The 17,675-nt window shown below is 55.1% G+C and carries 18 protein-coding genes; 12 read left to right on the top strand and 6 right to left on the bottom strand.

Annotated elements, in window-relative coordinates:
- Positions 1-38 precede the first annotated feature (38 nt).
- From ACOSYY_RS08010 to ACOSYY_RS07955, 12 genes are all read left to right on the top strand, one after another.
- Entirely contained in the window at positions 39-605 is a 567-nt protein-coding gene (locus tag ACOSYY_RS08010) for a hypothetical protein (protein ID WP_421661745.1), read from the top strand.
- A gap of 56 nt (positions 606-661) precedes the next feature.
- Positions 662-1,033, top strand: coding sequence for a response regulator (locus ACOSYY_RS08005; protein ID WP_421661744.1), 372 nt, complete (start codon positions 662-664; stop codon positions 1,031-1,033).
- 64 nt (positions 1,034-1,097) lie between these two features.
- Complete coding sequence (locus tag ACOSYY_RS08000; protein ID WP_421661743.1) at positions 1,098-3,254, top strand: chemotaxis protein CheA; 2,157 nt, start codon at positions 1,098-1,100, stop codon at positions 3,252-3,254.
- 80 nt (positions 3,255-3,334) lie between these two features.
- On the top strand, positions 3,335-3,853 hold the full coding sequence (locus ACOSYY_RS07995) for a chemotaxis protein CheW (protein ID WP_421661742.1): 519 nt from the start codon (positions 3,335-3,337) through the stop codon (positions 3,851-3,853).
- Between the two features lie 165 nt (positions 3,854-4,018).
- Complete coding sequence (locus ACOSYY_RS07990) at positions 4,019-6,427, top strand: methyl-accepting chemotaxis protein (RefSeq protein ID WP_421661741.1); 2,409 nt, start codon at positions 4,019-4,021, stop codon at positions 6,425-6,427.
- A gap of 476 nt (positions 6,428-6,903) precedes the next feature.
- A complete protein-coding gene (locus ACOSYY_RS07985) occupies positions 6,904-7,722 on the top strand; it encodes a CheR family methyltransferase (RefSeq protein ID WP_421661740.1) in 819 nt (272 codons plus the stop codon).
- Positions 7,719-8,333 (top strand): chemoreceptor glutamine deamidase CheD, encoded by a 615-nt coding sequence (gene cheD, locus ACOSYY_RS07980; protein WP_421661739.1) that lies wholly within the window; start codon positions 7,719-7,721, stop codon positions 8,331-8,333. Before ACOSYY_RS07985 ends, cheD begins: the two co-directional genes overlap by 4 nt.
- Before the next feature lie 74 nt (positions 8,334-8,407).
- Positions 8,408-9,469, top strand: coding sequence for a protein-glutamate methylesterase/protein-glutamine glutaminase (gene cheB, locus ACOSYY_RS07975; protein WP_421661738.1), 1,062 nt, complete (start codon positions 8,408-8,410; stop codon positions 9,467-9,469).
- Positions 9,470-9,543: 74 nt separating this feature from the next.
- Positions 9,544-9,894 carry an STAS domain-containing protein gene (locus ACOSYY_RS07970; RefSeq protein WP_421661737.1) on the top strand — a complete coding sequence of 117 codons (351 nt, stop codon included), beginning with the start codon at positions 9,544-9,546 and terminating at the stop codon, positions 9,892-9,894.
- Positions 9,895-9,970: 76 nt separating this feature from the next.
- The gene (locus ACOSYY_RS07965; RefSeq protein WP_421661736.1) at positions 9,971-11,191 is read left to right on the top strand and encodes a PP2C family protein-serine/threonine phosphatase; all 1,221 of its coding nucleotides are present in this window, start codon (positions 9,971-9,973) and stop codon (positions 11,189-11,191) included.
- Positions 11,184-11,555 carry an Hpt domain-containing protein gene (locus ACOSYY_RS07960; RefSeq protein WP_421661735.1) on the top strand — a complete coding sequence of 124 codons (372 nt, stop codon included), beginning with the start codon at positions 11,184-11,186 and terminating at the stop codon, positions 11,553-11,555. Before ACOSYY_RS07965 ends, ACOSYY_RS07960 begins: the two co-directional genes overlap by 8 nt.
- Positions 11,552-12,451, top strand: coding sequence for an ATP-binding response regulator (locus tag ACOSYY_RS07955; RefSeq protein ID WP_421661734.1), 900 nt, complete (start codon positions 11,552-11,554; stop codon positions 12,449-12,451). The genes ACOSYY_RS07960 and ACOSYY_RS07955 overlap by 4 nt, the downstream gene beginning before the upstream one ends.
- 32 nt (positions 12,452-12,483) lie before the next feature.
- Here the strand turns inward: ACOSYY_RS07955 and gspK are convergent, their stop codons facing one another.
- From gspK to ACOSYY_RS07925, 6 genes are all read right to left on the bottom strand, one after another.
- Positions 12,484-13,428 carry a type II secretion system minor pseudopilin GspK gene (gene gspK / locus ACOSYY_RS07950; RefSeq protein WP_421661733.1) on the bottom strand — a complete coding sequence of 315 codons (945 nt, stop codon included), beginning with the start codon at positions 13,426-13,428 and terminating at the stop codon, positions 12,484-12,486.
- A complete protein-coding gene (locus ACOSYY_RS07945) occupies positions 13,415-13,963 on the bottom strand; it encodes a type II secretion system protein M (protein ID WP_421661732.1) in 549 nt (182 codons plus the stop codon). Before ACOSYY_RS07945 ends, gspK begins: the two co-directional genes overlap by 14 nt.
- Positions 13,960-15,543, bottom strand: coding sequence for a pilus assembly protein PilM (gene pilM / locus ACOSYY_RS07940; protein ID WP_421661731.1), 1,584 nt, complete (start codon positions 15,541-15,543; stop codon positions 13,960-13,962). Before pilM ends, ACOSYY_RS07945 begins: the two co-directional genes overlap by 4 nt.
- A gap of 119 nt (positions 15,544-15,662) precedes the next feature.
- Entirely contained in the window at positions 15,663-16,568 is a 906-nt protein-coding gene (gene gspN / locus ACOSYY_RS07935) for a type II secretion system protein GspN (protein ID WP_421661730.1), read from the bottom strand.
- A gap of 91 nt (positions 16,569-16,659) precedes the next feature.
- A complete protein-coding gene (locus tag ACOSYY_RS07930; protein ID WP_421661729.1) occupies positions 16,660-17,286 on the bottom strand; it encodes a type II secretion system protein GspJ in 627 nt (208 codons plus the stop codon).
- Positions 17,287-17,347: 61 nt separating this feature from the next.
- Positions 17,348-17,675, bottom strand: a 328-nt coding sequence (locus tag ACOSYY_RS07925) for a hypothetical protein (RefSeq protein WP_421661728.1), incomplete at its 5' end; no start/stop codon positions are given.

Genomic DNA, 17,675 nt, shown 5'->3' with positions numbered 1-17,675 from the left:
GCTCCCGAACGTTGGGGGGAAAACGGGTAAGCGGGGATATGAATTCTTCAGGGAACCATAATGCAAGACGTGAGCATTCTTTTGTCGGCGATGAAACGACACTCAGCGCGCTTCTCGAACAGCAACGGGCATGGGAGACTTTTGCAATCGAAGCCATCCGTACGATCCCGGTGTTGAAGGCTCAGATGACTGCCGTGACACAGGAGACAGAAAGAGCGGCCTTGGAGTTAGTGCTGCATCTCCGAATGCTTGGGTCATCCGAAGCGTCGGCTCCGCCAAAAGGCGACGCAGAAGCCTTGTTGAAAGGGGGTTCGGCCAACCTGTCCAAGGTCGTGATGGCGATGCAATTCCAGGATATCACGCGTCAAAAGCTGGAGCATGTCGGCCTGGCGTTGGATCGGTTACGGGCGCACCTGCAGGTTCTATTGAAAGGGCCGGGAGACGAAGAAGCCAAGAAAGAGATTGCCGCGCTGGAACTGATTGAGCAGCACTATACCATGGAGGAGGAACGTCGTCTGCATGCCGCGGTATCAGGGCCGGATTACGGAGAGCCGGTGCCCATGGATATGTCGAGCAAAGAACCCGATTCCTCCACGCTCTTTTAGCGAAAAAGTCCGATGCTATCTCAATACGACTCTGTCAGCGATGCCGGAGGGGCGCCATGGGCAAGACTGCACTGATTGTCGACGATTCACCCACCATGCGGCAGATGGTGGCCTTTACACTGACGAATGCCGGCTTTACCGTCGTCGAAGCCGAACACGGCAAAGATGCCGTGAATAAGATCGCGGCAGGCCAGAAGATGGACATTGTGGTGACCGATCTCAACATGCCCGAGATGGACGGCATTACCCTTATCAAGGAGCTACGCAAGATGGCCGGCTTCAAGTTTACGCCGATTCTGATGCTTACGACTGAATCCGCAGTGGAGAAAAAGCAGGCCGGCAAAGAAGCAGGCGCAACCGGATGGATCGTGAAACCGTTCAACCCGGAAATCCTGTTGAAAACGATCGCGAAGGTGCTTCCAGCCTGATGAGTGAGAGGCTTCGCGTGCACTGAGTGAAGCGTCTCATAGATGGCTGAAGACAGGAATAGCGATGAGTCACGATTTTGCGCAATTTCAGGACGCGTTTTTTGAAGAGGCGGCTGAGCATCTTGCGGTCGTCGAAGAAGGTCTGCTGCAATTGGAACGGCATCCGGAGGATTTGGACCTTCTCAACAAGATCTTTCGCTCGGCCCATTCGATCAAAGGCACGGCCGGTATGTTCGGCTTCGATGCCGTGGCGCAATTTACCCACAAGATGGAGACATTGCTCGATCTGTTGCGGAACGGGCAGAAGGCCGTTTCTCCATCGATCGCAGACCTTCTCCTCAAATCAACGGATTGCTTGAAGACGTTGATCGAGTCGGTAAAGACAGGGGCAGCCGTCGACGAGGAAACGGTGCAACGACTCACGACAGAGCTGACATCGGCGAGTGCAGCGGATTCCCCGCAGTCGGGTATCAGCGATAAAAAGAGTGACGCTGCTCCGGTACAGAGTCGCGGCATGGCCAAGACCTACTCGATCTACTGGACCCCTCCTGACTGGCTGTTTCAGCGGGGTCTTGATCCGTTACAGATCATGAAAGAACTGAGGTGTCTAGGGAATCTCACCAAGGTTTCCCTCGATGTCTCTCGGTTGCCGCATCTTGCCGATGTTGATCCCGAAAAGTGTTATTTCTCATGGGACCTTCAGCTCACCACCGAGAAAGATCGGCGGGCCATCGATTCCGTTTTTGAATTTGTGCACGAAGGCAGCGCACTGTCGATCGAACAGATCGGGACAAGTGAACAATCGGACGCACCAGTCTCAGCAATTCCAGCAGTGGAGGTAGATGAGCCAAAACCAATCGGGCAAATTCTAGTGGAAAGCGGCGTGGTGTCGTCTTGTGTCCTGGATCAAGCTCTGGCGCAACAAAAACGAGTCGGGGAAATCCTTGTCGAGCAGAAAGCCGTCACTCCTCAACAGTTGGAACAGGCGCTGCACAAGCAGCGGCAGCAGGAATCAGCGAGCCAATCCAAGAAAACCGACCCCGCATCCATTCGAGTGGATACCGCCAAGATCGACAAGCTGATTAATCTGGTCGGTGAACTCGTCATCACACAGTCGATGCTCAGTGACTTGGGAACACGCTTCGAAATGAACCAGCTCCATGTGCTGCTCGAGCGGGTGGCGCAGCTGGAGCGGAACACGCGGGAAATTCAGGAACGGGTGATGAGCATCCGCATGCTGCCGATCGGGACGGCGTTCAGCCGTTTTCCTCGGTTGGTCCGCGACTTGTCGGCTAGAACGGGCAAGAAAATTCAGCTAGTGGTGTCGGGCGAAGAGACGGAACTGGACAAGACCGTGATCGAATCCATCGGCGATCCGCTCACGCACCTCATTCGAAACTCGGCAGATCATGGCTTGGAGCCGCCGGAAGACCGCCTCGACAACAACAAGCCGGAACTCGGAACGATCCGGCTCAATGCTTTCCACGAAGGCGGTAGTATTTGCATTACGGTCGAGGACGATGGACGCGGCTTGAATCGCACGAAAATTCTCGCCAAAGCAGTCAAGCAAGGGTTGATCTCGGAGAGCGAGAAGCTGACCGACGATCAGATCTGGTCCTTAATTTTCAAGCCGGGATTTTCGACCGCCGATAAGATCACTGATGTATCGGGAAGAGGCGTGGGGATGGACGTGGTGAAGCGCAATCTCGAAGCGCTGGGGGGCACCGTCAGTATCAAAACCGCTCTGGGGAAAGGGACCACGTTTACGCTCAAGCTCCCGCTCACCCTGGCCATCATCGAGGGCATGACCGTTCGGATCGGGCGCGAGACGTATATCGTTCCATTACTGTCGATCCTGGAATCAATTCAGCCGATGCGTGAAGCAGTGAAAACCGTCGTCGGCAAAGGGGAATTGATCAATGTCCGCGGAACGTTCCTGTCGATGGTGCGTCTGTACGAAGTGTTTAATTTACAGCCGGAGTACACCGATCCGGCGAAGAGCATTCTTCTCATCCTGGAGACGGAGGGAGAGCGAGTGGCGGTGATGGTGGATGAGATTCTCGGCCAGCAGCAGGTCGTCATCAAGAGCATGGAGCAAAACTTCCGCAAGGTCGAAGGCATCGCTGGTGCCACCATTCTCGGTGACGGGACGGTCGGCTTCATTCTGGACGTGCGAGGATTATTGGAAATTGCCCGCAGAGAAGAAGCGATGGCGGTATGAAAAGAGTGCGCCAAGCAACTCCTCTCGACGTGGAGTAGAGACAGTTCGACAAGGAGCCAGACTCGTTTAAAGGAGGGCCGATGGCCACATCGACAGAAACCGGGGCCAAAGAAACTAATCAGCGGATTGGACCCACCACGGACAGCAGTCAATTTTTGACGTTCAATCTGGGAAACGAATTCTACGGAGTCGATATCCTGCGCGTGCAAGAGATCAAGGGGTATACCGCTGTCACTAAAATTCCCAACACGCCCGCCCATATCAAAGGCGTCCTCAATCTGCGCGGCACCATTGTTCCCATCGTCGAGCTCCGCACCAAATTCTCTCTGCCGACGATCGAGTATACGACCTTCACGGTCATTATCGTGGTCGTGGTGCGGGATAAGGTGATGGGGCTTGTCGTCGATTCCGTCTCGGACGTGCTGAACATCGATGCGAAAGAGATCCAGCCCGCGCCAAAATTCGGCGCGAAAGTCGATGTGACTTTTATTAATGGAATAGGCAAATCGGGCGACAAACTCGTGGCATTGCTGGACATAGACCGACTGCTGATGGACGGAGAGTTGCCGGCTAGTGGAGGGTTGGTTGCGGCGTCATAGTCAACAGCCGGAAAGCATGAGCGGTAAAAGATGCCGCTCACATGTGTTGTGAATGAGTGCGTGGAGGGAGGCCAGGCGGATGTGTCGTAGAGAGCAAACGCGTGTAATTGTCTCGATCAGGCTCGTGCTAGTCTCACGTGAGCGGATGCCGTAAAGGAGGAGATCGTGGATATCCTGCGAAATCTCAAGACGAGGCCCAAGTTGATGATCAGTTTCGCGCTCGTGGGGCTGCTGTTAGTGTCGGTTGGAATATTATCGATCATCGGCATTGAGAAGCTGAACGAGCGAATGCAGGTGATCTATAAGGTGAATCTGACCTCGCTCAAGTTGCTCGGTGACCTGCATGGACAAGCTGAACGAATGAGCGCGCTCGTGGCCTGGCATATTCTTGCGTATGACTCCACGACGGTGGCCAAATGGACCCAAGAAATCGGCAAGCTTGACGAAGACGTTGATCGTTTCGTAACAGAATATCAGCCTCTCATCGTCGCTCAATCGGAACGTGAAATCTACGAACGTTTCAAAACCAACTGGGCAGAATATAAGGAGATCCGGGCAAAAGTCATGCGTCTGAGCGCGAATTTCAGCAAAGACGGGGCGGCCGAGATACAGCGGACCGAGTTGGCCGAGAAACTTACCGGCATTCTGGGAGCGATCGACGGATTGACTCATGAGAATGAAGTACAAGCCAAAGAAACGTTCGATTCGAGTTTGGATATGGCTTCCACTCTTCATACCACCAATATTGTCATCATGAGTGTCGGCCTTGCCTTGGGGATATTTTTGGGTTGGCTTATTTCTCGCTCGGTGTCCGGTGGATTGAATGATATTTTGAAGGCCGCGCAAGCCATGGGTGCCGGCAATCTTTCGGCACGATCCGGCATCACTACCACGGATGATATCGGAGGCCTGGCTCAGGCATTCAATCGGATGGGAGAACAGATCGAATCGAATGTGAAGGAATCGCTGGAGTCTAAATATAAAATGGCCGCCTTGGATAGAGCGGAAGCCGTGATCGAGTTCAATACGGACGGCACGATCATGACGGCCAACCAGAACTTTCTCAGCTGTGTGGGCTACACACTCGACGAGGTCAAAGGCCATCACCAACGGATGTTCACCGAACCCGCGCACGCGGCGTCGGCAGAATACCAAGCCTTCTGGGCCAAGCTCAACCGCGGGGAGTTCGATGCCGACGTCTATCGACGAGTTGGAAAGGGAGGCAAGGAAATCTGGATTCAGGCCTCCTACAACCCGATTCTGGATGGCGATGGAAAGGTGTCAAAAATTGTCATGTTCGCCACCGACATCACCGGCCAAAAGCAAGCGCAGAACGAGGTGGAAAAACTTATCCAGGCTGCTGCCGTTGGCAATCTATCAGATCGGATCAATACTGGACGGTTCGAGGGCTCAGCGAAGGATCTCGTGTCGAGCTTCAATCAGCTGCTCGACGCCGTCGTCACGCCGCTGCACGAAGCGCAGGGCGTCTTGACGGCACTGGCCTCAGGCGACTTGACCAAGCAGATGACAGGTGCGTACCAAGGCGAGTTCGAGCAGATGAAAACGAGCCTCAATATGGCCATCACGCAATTGACTCAAACGGTGTCGCTCGTGCGCGAAGCGGTCGAAGCCGTCACAGCCGGAGCGGAGGAGATCAGCAGAGGCAGCGATGATCTCGCGCAGCGGACCAGCCAACAGGCCGGCGCCTTGGAGGAAACTTCCGCCTCAATGGAGGAAATGACCTCTACCGTCAAACAGAACGCCGACAACTCCAAACAAGCGAATCAATTGGCCATCGCCGCACGTGATATCGCCAACAAGGGTGGAGCCGTCACGACAAGAGCTGTCGATGCGATGGGAGAGATCAACAAGAGCAGCAAGAAGATCGCCGACATCATCACCGTCATCGATGAAATCGCCTTTCAGACGAATTTGTTGGCGTTGAATGCGGCGGTGGAAGCGGCTCGGGCCGGCGAACATGGGCGAGGCTTCGCCGTGGTGGCGGCTGAAGTCCGGAATTTAGCCCAGCGTTCAGCAACCGCCGCAAAAGAGATCAAGGGCTTGATCAACGAATCGATCCAACGCGTCACGGACGGGACCGAGCTGGTCAATCAGTCCGGAAAGACGCTTGAGGAGATTGTCGGATCCGTCAAACGTGTCACCGACATCATCGCTGAGATCAGCGCTGCGTCGCAGGAGCAAGCGAGCGGTATTGATCAGGTGAACAAGGCCATTATGCAGATGGATGAGGGCACCCAGCAGAATGCCGCTTTGGTCGAGGAAACAGCCTCTGCCAGCCAGTCGATGAAGGAACAAGCTAAAGAGCTGATGCGACAAGTGGAGGTATTCAAGGTTCAGCAGTTTGAAAGCGTGCGGGTAGCAGCGGAGGCAAAGCGGGAAGGTGCATTACACAGCAAACAACCGGCCAAGCTTGTGGTGAGCGCGTGCAATCCGAAGACTACGAAGCGGCCGTCGATCTCCGGCCGATCAGTCGAAGAGCATCAACCGGTTGGTGTCGTGGCCGACAACGGTAAGAACGTCCACAATAAAAGTGACGAGTTCGAGGAATTTTAAAGCGCTCACCTGTTCGGTAACGTTGCCGCGGCTATTGTGATTGCTGATGGCCATCCAGTGAATGCGAAGCTCTTAGCGTTGACACGAAAAGGAGCAGGGTTTCAATCCAAAGTAGTCAGAAACGAGAACTTTACGACAGTGCTTCCATGCTCGGTGCAGATCAATTCCCACAACTGTATCGGCGAGAGCTTTCACGGCTCAAATATTGCTCGAGCCGAATGTACCGGGAAGGCAAGCAGTGGCCTCAAACTATCCTGTAGAATATTTATCGAACCGTCATCAGTTACTTGCTCGGCAAAGGTCGTACCCACAATCATTATCCTTCCCAGCATGGGCACGTATTGCCGATTCGCCTGGGTAGCGAGTGCGCCGATAGTCAAGAATTCCCCTTAAATAACCGAAGAGATACTAGTCTCCCGCCGATAGGCATCTGTGTGTTTCGCGGTCAGAATTACGGCGCAGTAAGGGGCGTGCAAGTGGAGTACAAGATCACATCAAAGGAATTCGAGTGTTTCCGCACGCTTATCTATGAAGAGAGCGGAATTTCGCTCGGTCAGCAGAAACAAAGTTTGCTGGAGTCGCGGTTGTCCAAGCGCCTGCGAGAGATCGGACTCGAAACGTTTTCACAGTATTACGACAAGGTGACTAGAGATCCGACGCAGGAAGAGTTCACGCGGATGTTGGACCTGATTTCGACCAACAAGACCGATTTCTTCCGTGAATCCAAACATTTTGATTTTCTTCGCGAAGTAATATTGCCCGAGTTGATGCCGACAAAACGGATTCGTATTTGGTCGTCCGCCTGTTCAACCGGGGAAGAGCCCTACACGATTGCCATCACGCTCATCGACAGTGTTCAGAACCCGAAGGAATGGGATTTTAGGATTCTCGCGTCCGACCTGTCGACGCGTGTCTTGGCCAAGGCGGCGTCGGGCATCTACGATGAAGAGCGATTTCGAGACATGCTTCCGGGCATGCTGAGTCGACATTTTCTTCGTGGGCGCGGCGAAAGCATGGGCCTCTTCAAGGTCAAACCACACTTAACGTCTATGATCCGATTTCGACGGCTCAACCTGATGGATGATGAATTTCCTATCAGAAACCCGCTTGATGTGATCTTCTGCCGGAACGTCATGATCTATTTCGACCGTCCGACACAAGAAACTCTTGTCAATAAGTTCCACCATTATTTGAAGCCCGGTGGGTACTTGTTCATCGGACATTCTGAAAGCCTTCAATGGATAAGCCATCCTTTCATGCCCGTGGCTCCGACGATCTATCAAAGGAAGCGATGACCGGCATGCCCGAGGTTGAAACCGATCAGTTTGCCCATATCAGACGGATGCGCGACAGCCGATTTCCTCATGAAATTGCATCCATTCTTCCAGGGGAATTCTTTGTCAGCCGAGAGCCCATGATCGTTTACACGGTACTCGGTTCGTGCATCTCGGCCTGCATCCGAGATCCAATCGTTCGAGTGGGAGGCATGAACCATTTCATGCTGCCGGAACCGAATGAAGCGGCACATGATTCTTGGGGCGAATCGACGCGATATGGTTCTTTTGCCATGGAATCTCTCATCAATGAAATCCTAAAACGTGGAGGGATCAAAAACCGCTTGGAGATCAAGCTATTTGGAGCGGGTAAGATTTACGACGGTCAAATCGACGTGGGTGACAAGAATGCGAAATGGGTGATTCAGTACCTGAAGAGCGAAGGCTTGACCGTGTCGAACACAGATCTGGGGAATGTGTTTCCGAGAAAGGTGTACTACTTCACGGAGTCGGGTCGTGTCCTTTTGAAAAAAATCGAGCGGGTCAAGAATCGCACGATATTTGAACGCGAGCATGAATATGCAACGCGTATCAAGCGGCGTGAGGCGACAGATGATGTGACACTGTTCTAAATCGAGAATAGCGCCGTCCACCTCCCATGCTGGACGGAGTTGAAGGAGAGCGCGTTGGGAGATACAAGGAGCCGATGAAAAAGATTCGAGTCTTGACGGTCGATGACTCGGCGCTGATGCGGCAAGTGCTGGCCATGTTGCTCGCAAAGGACCCACAAATTGAGGTCGTCGGATCGGCTCCTGATCCGTATATCGCCCGTGAAAGAATCAAGGCGTTGAATCCGGATGTGCTCACCCTTGATGTCGAAATGCCCAAGATGGACGGTCTCACGTTCTTGGAGAAGCTGATGCGAGGGCACCCGATGCCGGTGGTAATGGTAAGTTCGTTGACCGAAGCCGGTTGTCAGACCACGTTCCGCGCTTTGGAACTTGGTGCCGTGGATTTCATTACCAAACCGAAGATCGATCTTCAGGAAGGGATGGCGGAGATCGCGCAGGAACTTATCGCCAAGATAAAAGCCGCCTCAGTGGCTCGGGTCAGAGGACAAAGTGGAGGAGGCAAATTCGATCAGAAAGCAAGTCTGCCGCCGTTGCCGATCCCGTCTTCCACCGCGATGATCAAAACGACCGATACCATCATCGCGATTGGTTCTTCCACCGGCGGGACGGAAGCTGTGAAGGAGATCCTGGAAAGGCTTCCGCCGCATACACCGCCCATCCTGATCACGCAGCATATGCCGGAACGATTTACGAAGACGTGGGCGGACCGGCTGAACAAGCTCTGCCGGATTGACGTCAGGGAAGCACGGGATGGAGACAGTGTCTTGCCCGGTCACGCTTTGATTGCGCCGGGAAACTATCACATGACACTGGTCAGAAGCGGGGCCCGATATACGGTTCACATCAACCAGGATCCTCCGGTCAACCGACACCGGCCGTCCGTGGATGTCATGTTTGCGTCGGTGGCCCGCTATGCCGGCGCCAACGCCGTCGGGATCATCCTGACCGGGATGGGAGGCGATGGCGCCAAAGAAATGTTGACGATGAAACAGGCCGGTGCGTTCACGATCGCTCAAGATGAAGCGAGCTGTGTCGTGTTCGGCATGCCGAAGGAGGCGATCAAGGCGGGAGCCGCGGACAAAGTTCTCCCGTTGGATGATATCGCCGGTGCCATACTTGCCCATGTGAGCTGCTGAGGCCAAGAGCCTGTATGGCGAACAGGCTGCATAGAGAAGCGACGCCATTTCGCCTATTCAAAGAAGGAGCTGCCATGTCGATGCAAACGAAAGAGCGCCCCGTCCCGAATGGTGTGGTCCTTGAGATATCGGGAGATCTCACATACGTGAATCGCGAACAATTCAAAACAGCCGTGGAGACAATTCGACAGAAAGGCTGTCGGCATCTGATTTTGAACATGGCCGAAGTCCGATTCGTAGACAGTTCCGGGCTCGGCTTGCTGGCGCTCATCGCCCAGAACTTCAAGTTGAGCCAGGGGAAAATAAGCATGTTGAAGCCCCAAAGTTACGTTCGAGAGATCATGAGCCTGGTCAACATTCAGAAGCTGATCCCGGTCTACGACAATGAGGAGGACGCGTTGGCCGGACACCAGCGCGCAGCGTAGGCCGACTATAGGCCGATCAGACAGAGGCGCATTCTCTGATCGAACAGTCAGATGTGCTCTCGTTGAATCTCATACAATGCCGATTCCAGTAGTGACAACTTCCCGCAATGCCGCAGAGGTAGGAGTCCGTACCGTCCTGGTCGTGGATGATGAACCCACCGCGCGAACGGCCTTGGCGGCTCGACTCACACGGTTCGGCTATCGCGTGATCGAAGCCGGAGATGGAAAAGTCGGGCTGGAAGTGCTTCGACGCGAGCGGCCCGATCTGACCATCTTGGATTGGATGATGCCGGAAATGGATGGACCGTCCTTCTGCGAACAGGTTCGTCGAGATCCTGAGCTGCTGTCGAGTCAGGTTCTCATGATGACGAGTCACGATCAGCCTGAGCAGATCGCCGAAGGCCTGGCCCGTGGAGCCGATGACTTTCTCAGCAAAGCCGCCAGCAAGTACGAAATCATGGCCCGCGTCCAGGCCGGCATGCGCACGGCGACCTTGATCCGAAGGCTCGAGGATGTGACGGAGGAAATCCGGAAGAAGCAGGAAGTCCTCGAGCGGGAACTTCAGTCTGCCGCGCGCTATGTGGAGTCGTTGCTCCCGGCGCCGGGGAGACTTTTGCCGGGGGTGCAGATGGTTCATGCCTATCGGCCGTCGCTCGGTTTGGGCGGGGATCTCTTCAATGTTGTGCCGTGGAGTGAGGACGTGCTGGGGCTGTATTTGTTGGATGCGTCCGGCCATGGAGTATCGTCGGCGCTACGGTCGGCCTCGTTTTCAACATTTCTGCGCCGAGACAATTTGCTGCACTATGTCGGGTCCAACGATCCAGGCGCGGTTTTGACCGAAGCGAATAAGCAGTTTCCGCTGACGGAGGACGGAAATTACTTTACGATCATCTTTGCCAGACTCGACCTCCGCGCTGGTACGGTAGCTTACGCGACCGCCGGGCACAATGGGGCGTTTCTACATCGGCGGTCCGGTGAGATCTGTTGGATGGTCAGACCCAATTTGCCGCTGGGGTTCGATCAGATGACGACCTACGTCACGGAAGAGCTTCCGGTCGAGTCGGGTGATCGGTTGTACATGCTGAGCGACGGTCTCTACGAAGTGCCGGATTCGAACGGCGAGATCTGGGGACAAGATCGGTTGAAAAAGACGGTTCGTATGTTCGGCCATCGCCCTCTGGCGGAAGTCGTAGCCGACACTATTGCGGAGGCGGTTCGATGGCAAGGGCATGAATGCTTTCCTGATGATGTGGCGCTGATGGGAATCGAATTGACCGATAAGGTTTCTCGTGAGTAATCGTCCGAACCATGATCCTGTCTTCAGTCTCGAAGAAGGTCTTGCCCGTCTCGATGATGACCGAGAGACGTTCCAGATGATGATCGATCTGTTTATGGAGCATGCTCCAAAGGACTTGGCGGATGCTCAGGCGGCCTTGAATGCCGGAAATGCAGCGGGTGTGGTGCGATCGAGTCACAAGCTGAAGGGCGCTATATTACAATTCTGTGCCCCGGCCGCTCTTCAAGCCTGCAAAGACCTGGAAGAGTCGGCTAAAGCAGGAAACTTGGCGCATGGCGCGCAGCTCTATGCCTCGTTGGAATATGAATTCCATCGTCTTCTGACCGCGCTGCGTGAGGTGCGCGATGGAGGGATTGCAGCGTGAATACTCCCATGACGGCGGATCATCTTTTGGGGATCGATCCCTGTCCGGACACTCAGTCGCGAATCGCCGAACAATTGCGGGACAGAGGGGTTTCAGTCGTTGCTGTGTCGGATCCGACCACCGCGTTGACCACGATTGATATCGTGGCACCAGACATTGTGATCACCGACCTGTTTCTTCCTGAAGCAACAGGCCTGACTTTACTAAAAGAATTGAAGGCCAGGCATGAACTGTGTCCGGTGATCGCCATGGCGAAGGATGCGCCGGAAATTATGATTGTACAGGCGCTTCGGTTCGGAGCGGCCGACTATCTGCACAAGCCCGTGACTGAAGGAGAGCTGGCGTATGCGTTGCAGCGCGCTCGGAATCTCCTGCCTGCGGACCTCACGGATATTCCGGGGCTCTGCCGATCGGAATATCGACTGATCATCGATTCCGATCCGACCCATATCCCAGGAGTGATCTCCTGGCTGGTCAAGACGACGGCCTCGACCCTCCCTCCTATCCGACGGTTGCATTTGCAGGGAGCGCTACAAGAATTGCTCTTCAACGCCATCGAACACGGCAATCTAGAAATTCACTACAAGGAAAAACAACAGGCCCTGGCAGAGGGCCAATATGAGCAGCTGCTCGCTCATCGGATCGCTCAAGCTCGGCTGAAAAATCGTTGTGTGATTATTCACATGCTTCACGACAAAGGGAGTAACAATTTGGTGTATCGGATCACCGATGAGGGAAAAGGCTTCAAGTGGCACGGCCAATTCACACGATCCCAGGATGTCGGCGAGTCGGAGGACGTAAACGGGCGAGGAATTTTTTTGGCTCGATCGTTCTTCCCTTGCTTGGCGTACAATGAGCGGGGTAATGAAGTGACGATCACGGTCTCGCTTGACTAAGCGACGTGTATGTTCCGTTCGAACACATCCTGCTAGAGAATCCTCAGGTATTCGACGGTACTCTCGCCTTTGCTGGCGTCCCGCTTCAATATAGCCAATGCGGTCCTGGTCGTTTCGTTTATGGTGACGGCAAGGCGCGCGGAGAAATAATCGGATTTTACATCATAGTCGCTTCTCAGTGTCCGACCGATCTCCTGAAAGCTTCCCACTCGATCGAGTTCCACTTTCGTCTTGTAGGGACGTCCTTGGACGATCTCCATTGCGACGGTTTGGGTGACGCTCACATCAAGAGTCTGAAGGACGATGGGATCGGCGGTGTTGATGTTCATCGGCGCTCCTCCCTCTTGCGGGAAGACCGTCACGTAAGGGGAGATCCGCTCGATGATCTCCGGCGTGAATCCCTTGATGAGCCGGAGATCTCCCAGCCCTGGCAATGGGCTATTCGAGGACCGATAGGGCGGCCTCAACGATTGATAGTAAAGACTCTCGGCACCGGCCGGCTGAGGCACTTCGTCCTGATCCATCCAATCGATGAGGGCATCGATCAGGTTAGGGTTGACTCTGAGCAGTTCGAATAGTCGTTTGGCTCGGGTAACTTTTTTTTTCTGCACCTCCGAGCCTCCCGAAGCTGACGCGAGGTCATTCAAGTTAAACTTCCCCGTCTCATCCTGAATCTGCGCGGTCAGGAACCCGTCCCCGATCGCATAATTCTTGATCGGCATGGCCCAGATGTCGGTGGGCCCATCGAATTTCTGACCCGTCATCCGTTCACGCAAGAGATCCTGTTGCAGCACGGCTCGCGCGGCCTGCACGGCGGCGCGGGTCAACATGGCTGCCTTATAGTCGTCACGAAAGGCGGCGGCGGCTCGGTATTCGCGGCGTGCTTCCGCATCGAACTCAAGAATAAGAGCGGTGAGGATGGTCAATACCAAAAGCGCCAGAAGCAGCGCGACGCCGCGCTCATCAGCTCTTGGCATAGCTCAAGACTCTAACGGTCGCGTCGATATTGACAGGGTTATCGAATTTGGGGCGGATCTGCACATGGCGAACGTGAAGATCGTAAGGGGCTTGATCGATGGCCACGAGGAATGCCAACAAGTCGGGCAGTTGGATGCTTTCCAATCGGAGATCGACGGCTGTTTCCTCATATCCTTGCGCCAACGATTGTGCTTGTGGTTGCATACCGGTGATGCGCTCGCGCACATGGGCGGTGGTGGCTGCTTCCTCCATGAACGTCACCAGGGAGAAATGACTGTCGGTTCCAGGCATCCGGCTTTCGGACTTGGCCAAGCGGTCACGTTTGGCAAGATACGCTTGGCCGAGAGCAGCCAGCTCGACAAGGTCTTTCTGCTTTCGAATCTCTTGGCGCTCGAGCCGATCCAAGCTGTCCAACAGAGGATCGACGATCAGCACGAAGAGGAGGCTGAGTCCAAGCACGATTCCGCCCGCCAGCACGAGGGTGCGTTCACGCTTCGACATCTGGCGCCATCGTTCACGGAAGCTCTGCGTCATGGGTTTCCTACCGTGACAGTGATACGAAACACGACTTGATTCGGACCTGCACCCACTCGGGTTTCCGTCACGACGACATCCTTTAAGTGGGAGCTCGATGCGAGGGTTTGTTTGAGCCGTTCTACGGCGTCAAACGATGTGGTTTCACCTTCCATGAGGATGGCCGTTCCATCGACTGTCAGCTCGCGTACCTTGACCAGTGTTCCAGGCGGGAGTTGTTTCACGAACGTTGAGAGCGTGTGCAGCACTTTGCCATCCGCGGTATCGATGACGCCGAGCGCTTTATCCAAGGCTCCGATGCGGTACTTGGCTTGGTCAAGTTCCTCTCCTGGAGCGGCACCCGATCCGAAGAACTGCGCATACTGGCTGTTCAGCGCGGTTTTTAGCCGAGCGACCCGCTGATCGTGCAGCATGAAGTGAATCGAGAAATCCACGATCGCGAGGACGGCAATGACCAGCCCGGCCGCAATCGCCAGGCGGCGGTCCTGTTTGGTCGCGACGATGTCCGGCGAGGCTGCGTCGGCGACGCCTTTGAGATCCAGCGCGAGCTCCATGGGAGTCGACTTGAATCGCCATCGCGGCCGGATGATTTTTGGGTGAATCGCCAGGCCGAACGCGATGGAAAATGCCCGTGGGGTTTCAGCTCCGAACCCCTGTCGTGGTCCGACCGGATAGAGCCCCAATTGTCTGGCGATATAGCCGCCGATCTCTTGTAGCTTGGCCCCTCCTCCGCATACCCAACAATGCGTCAAGCGGGTGCGTTCGTTTCCCAGGTGGGGCTGCAAGGTGATACGAAGCTCTTTCAAGATCGGCTCCAACAAACCGTCCACTTGATCCACGGCCATCGTACGCTTCCGGCGTTCCGCGTCGGCGAAACTACAGGCGTGCCGGACGGCCAAGGCATGCGTCAGATGGTTGCCGCCCCACAGAATCGTCCGGAGGACCAGGGGGCGTCCTCCCTGCACGAGGCAGAGCGTCGTCTTTGATGCCCCGACGTCGATAATGGCTAGGTCTTGCGGTACAGCCGCTCCTTCCTCCTGCAGATATTGAGTCACGGAGAAGAGGGCCATCGCGTCGACATTGATCGCCGAGGGTTCCACTTCGGCTTGTGCCAGAAATCGCAGATGCTCCGCGACTTTGTCTCTTGGTGCTGCTGTGACAAGGACTTCCGAACCCTTACTCTCTCGAGGCGAGTCTTCCGCCACGTGCCCCGGCGGCAACACCAGGCTTCCAATGGCAAGATCTTCAAGCGGCATGGGGACGAGATTCTCGACTTCAAAAGGAACGACTTGTGCGAGCTTGGTCGAATCCTTGAAGGGAAAGGACAAGGTTCTGACGAAAAGGTCGTGGCAAGGAATCGCGGTCACCAACCGATCCGTGCCATAGAGCCCGTTTTGCCAGAGGAATCCACGCAGCGACTTGACACGCCGTGCCGGTTCGAGGTCCTCGGGGCGGGAAAACGGCATGGGATGCTGGAAGTAATCGATCGTTTCGCGCCCGCTCAGGCGGCGGCGAAAGCGCACGGCCTTCAAGCCAGTCTGTCCGATATCCAGCCCGACACATTCGTTTACAATGGCCATAAATTTCGCTTCCGCATTCGTGTTGTATTTCTGGCCTCAGGTTTCATGTGCGAATGAATAGTATCAATTCAACTGAAACAGGAATATACAACCCGCAATCTAAAACGCCAGCCCGTACTTTACAATGCAATCTTCGCCTGTGCCAAGGTTCCTACGATCTTGACGGTCATGGGTGTCCCAGGAGGTGGCGAGGGGAGGCCCAGCGTTCCGGCTTTCGAAGCGAATCCATGGCCGGGGATGACCGTCACTGTGAGATTCAATTGGCTCTGTTGCATCGGTTGCTGGATGGTGATGTGTCCTTCTCCCGTAAAAGAGCCGTCGATGCCGTCGCCCTTCAGTTGTGTCACGTCGCAGCGGAGGTCTCGGCATGCGAGTCCCGCCGAAACCCTGCCGAATGTGAGCGACAGGGTTCGACCGTTTCCAAGGGGAATCTGATCGATCACCAGGTCCGTCGCCTCTGCCGCCCACGTTCCTTCTCCTTTCATTCCGGTGAGGGTCGCCTGGCCGGAGTCGACTCGATGGGAAAAATCTCCATTGAGCGTGCCCTGCGTGACGTAGCGGCGGAGGACCTTGGAAAGGTCCACTTGTTGAACCTGTCCCTTGATCGTGACGGGACCTTGCAAGGAAAAAGAGGAGGCGGTGACCGTGCCTTTGGCCAGGCCCGTCGAAGAAGAGGTGTCATTCAGCTTTGCGATGATGTCGAGTCCCAGCGTGCCGCCCAATGCTTTCATGACGCCGAGTTTGGCCTGCAACAAAGACAATTGAATCGGGGCCCAGTTCGGTTGCGATAAGGTGATGTTTTGCCATTCAAGACCTAACGGGATTCCCACGGTCCAATCGGCAACTCGGATTTCCATGCCGGTGGCTCGTGTGAGTTCCGCAAGGACCCGGGCCTGGAGCATGCCGTAGGGGAAGATCGCGATCAAGCACAACACCAAGATGGAGATTCCCCCTATTGTCCAAGCCAAGATCTCTCGCCACGCCTCAGGCCATTTAATCGTCATGATGCGCCGATCGTGACCCATTCCCGCACCTTACTTGGAACGGAAGCGGAGTATTGAAATGGCACTTCAAGCCAGGCCAAGATTTCCCGCCATGCCTCAGGCCATGTGATCGTCATGATGCGCCGATCGTGACCCACTCCCGCACCGTCCATGGGGCGGCATCGGGGTATTGAAACGTCACTTCGATCAACAAGGCCGTGGGGATTTTGGAGACCGCCGGCCATTCGTCGATCCAGAGTCGGCTCTGGTCATCGTAATATCGGATATTGAAGGCTTGGACACGGTCGGCCAGTTCCATCTGATCCAATGACTCATTGGTATCGGTCAGCGTATAGAGATTCCTGCGGACGAACCGAATCAACCGATCGCGTTCACGCGTGTAGACCACGCGGACGGTCTCGCTTTCCTTGGCGGCCGACGTGCTCAATTCTTGACTCATCGCGAGGAAGGCCAGGATGTCGGCCGGTTGACCGTCTTGTGTCGCGTTCGTTCCCACCCAGGGGTACATGGTAGTGCGTTTGCTGAGAGAAATTTCCTCGGCCATGAGACGCAAAATTCTTCTGATCGCTTGTTCCTTCGCCGCATGCTCTCGGCCGGCTTCCACGGCGTTCGTCGTCAGGACGAGCGACCCGAAGACCATGGCGCCGATCATGCCTAGTAAAGCCACCGCGACCAGGATTTCGACGAGCGTAAAGCCGGTTTCGGATTTAGCCTGTTGTTGAAAAGCTATTTTACGCACATTCTCAACCTTGGCCTTACCCTTGAGATCCATGAAGCCGGCGGACTTTTTCAGCATCCTGCTAGAAGGTAAGACGGCCGGCGAAGACATAGGTGCTGACCTCTACAGATTCTTCCAGTCCACCGCGCAGCCACGAGACCTTGATCCGAATCTCTCGAATCAGCTCCAATGGGGTGGGCGCGATCGTGCGCTTCCATGTGTATCCGACTGCTCTCGGAGTGGCCTGCATGGTCAGTTGTGCTCCCATGGGGATATTCGGAAACTCTCCGGTGCTTTCTCCGATAGCATATTGTCCTGACAGCTCGGTTTCCAGGAGCTTCTCTTGGGCCAACAGCGTGGCGGCGGTCAGTTCGGAGGCTCTCTCTTGGAGCTCCAGATCGAAATTTCTA

This window comes from Nitrospira sp. BLG_2 (assembly GCF_049222245.1).
The sequence above is the reverse complement of the archived record's forward strand: the minus strand, read 5'-3'. Positions and strand labels throughout refer to the sequence as shown.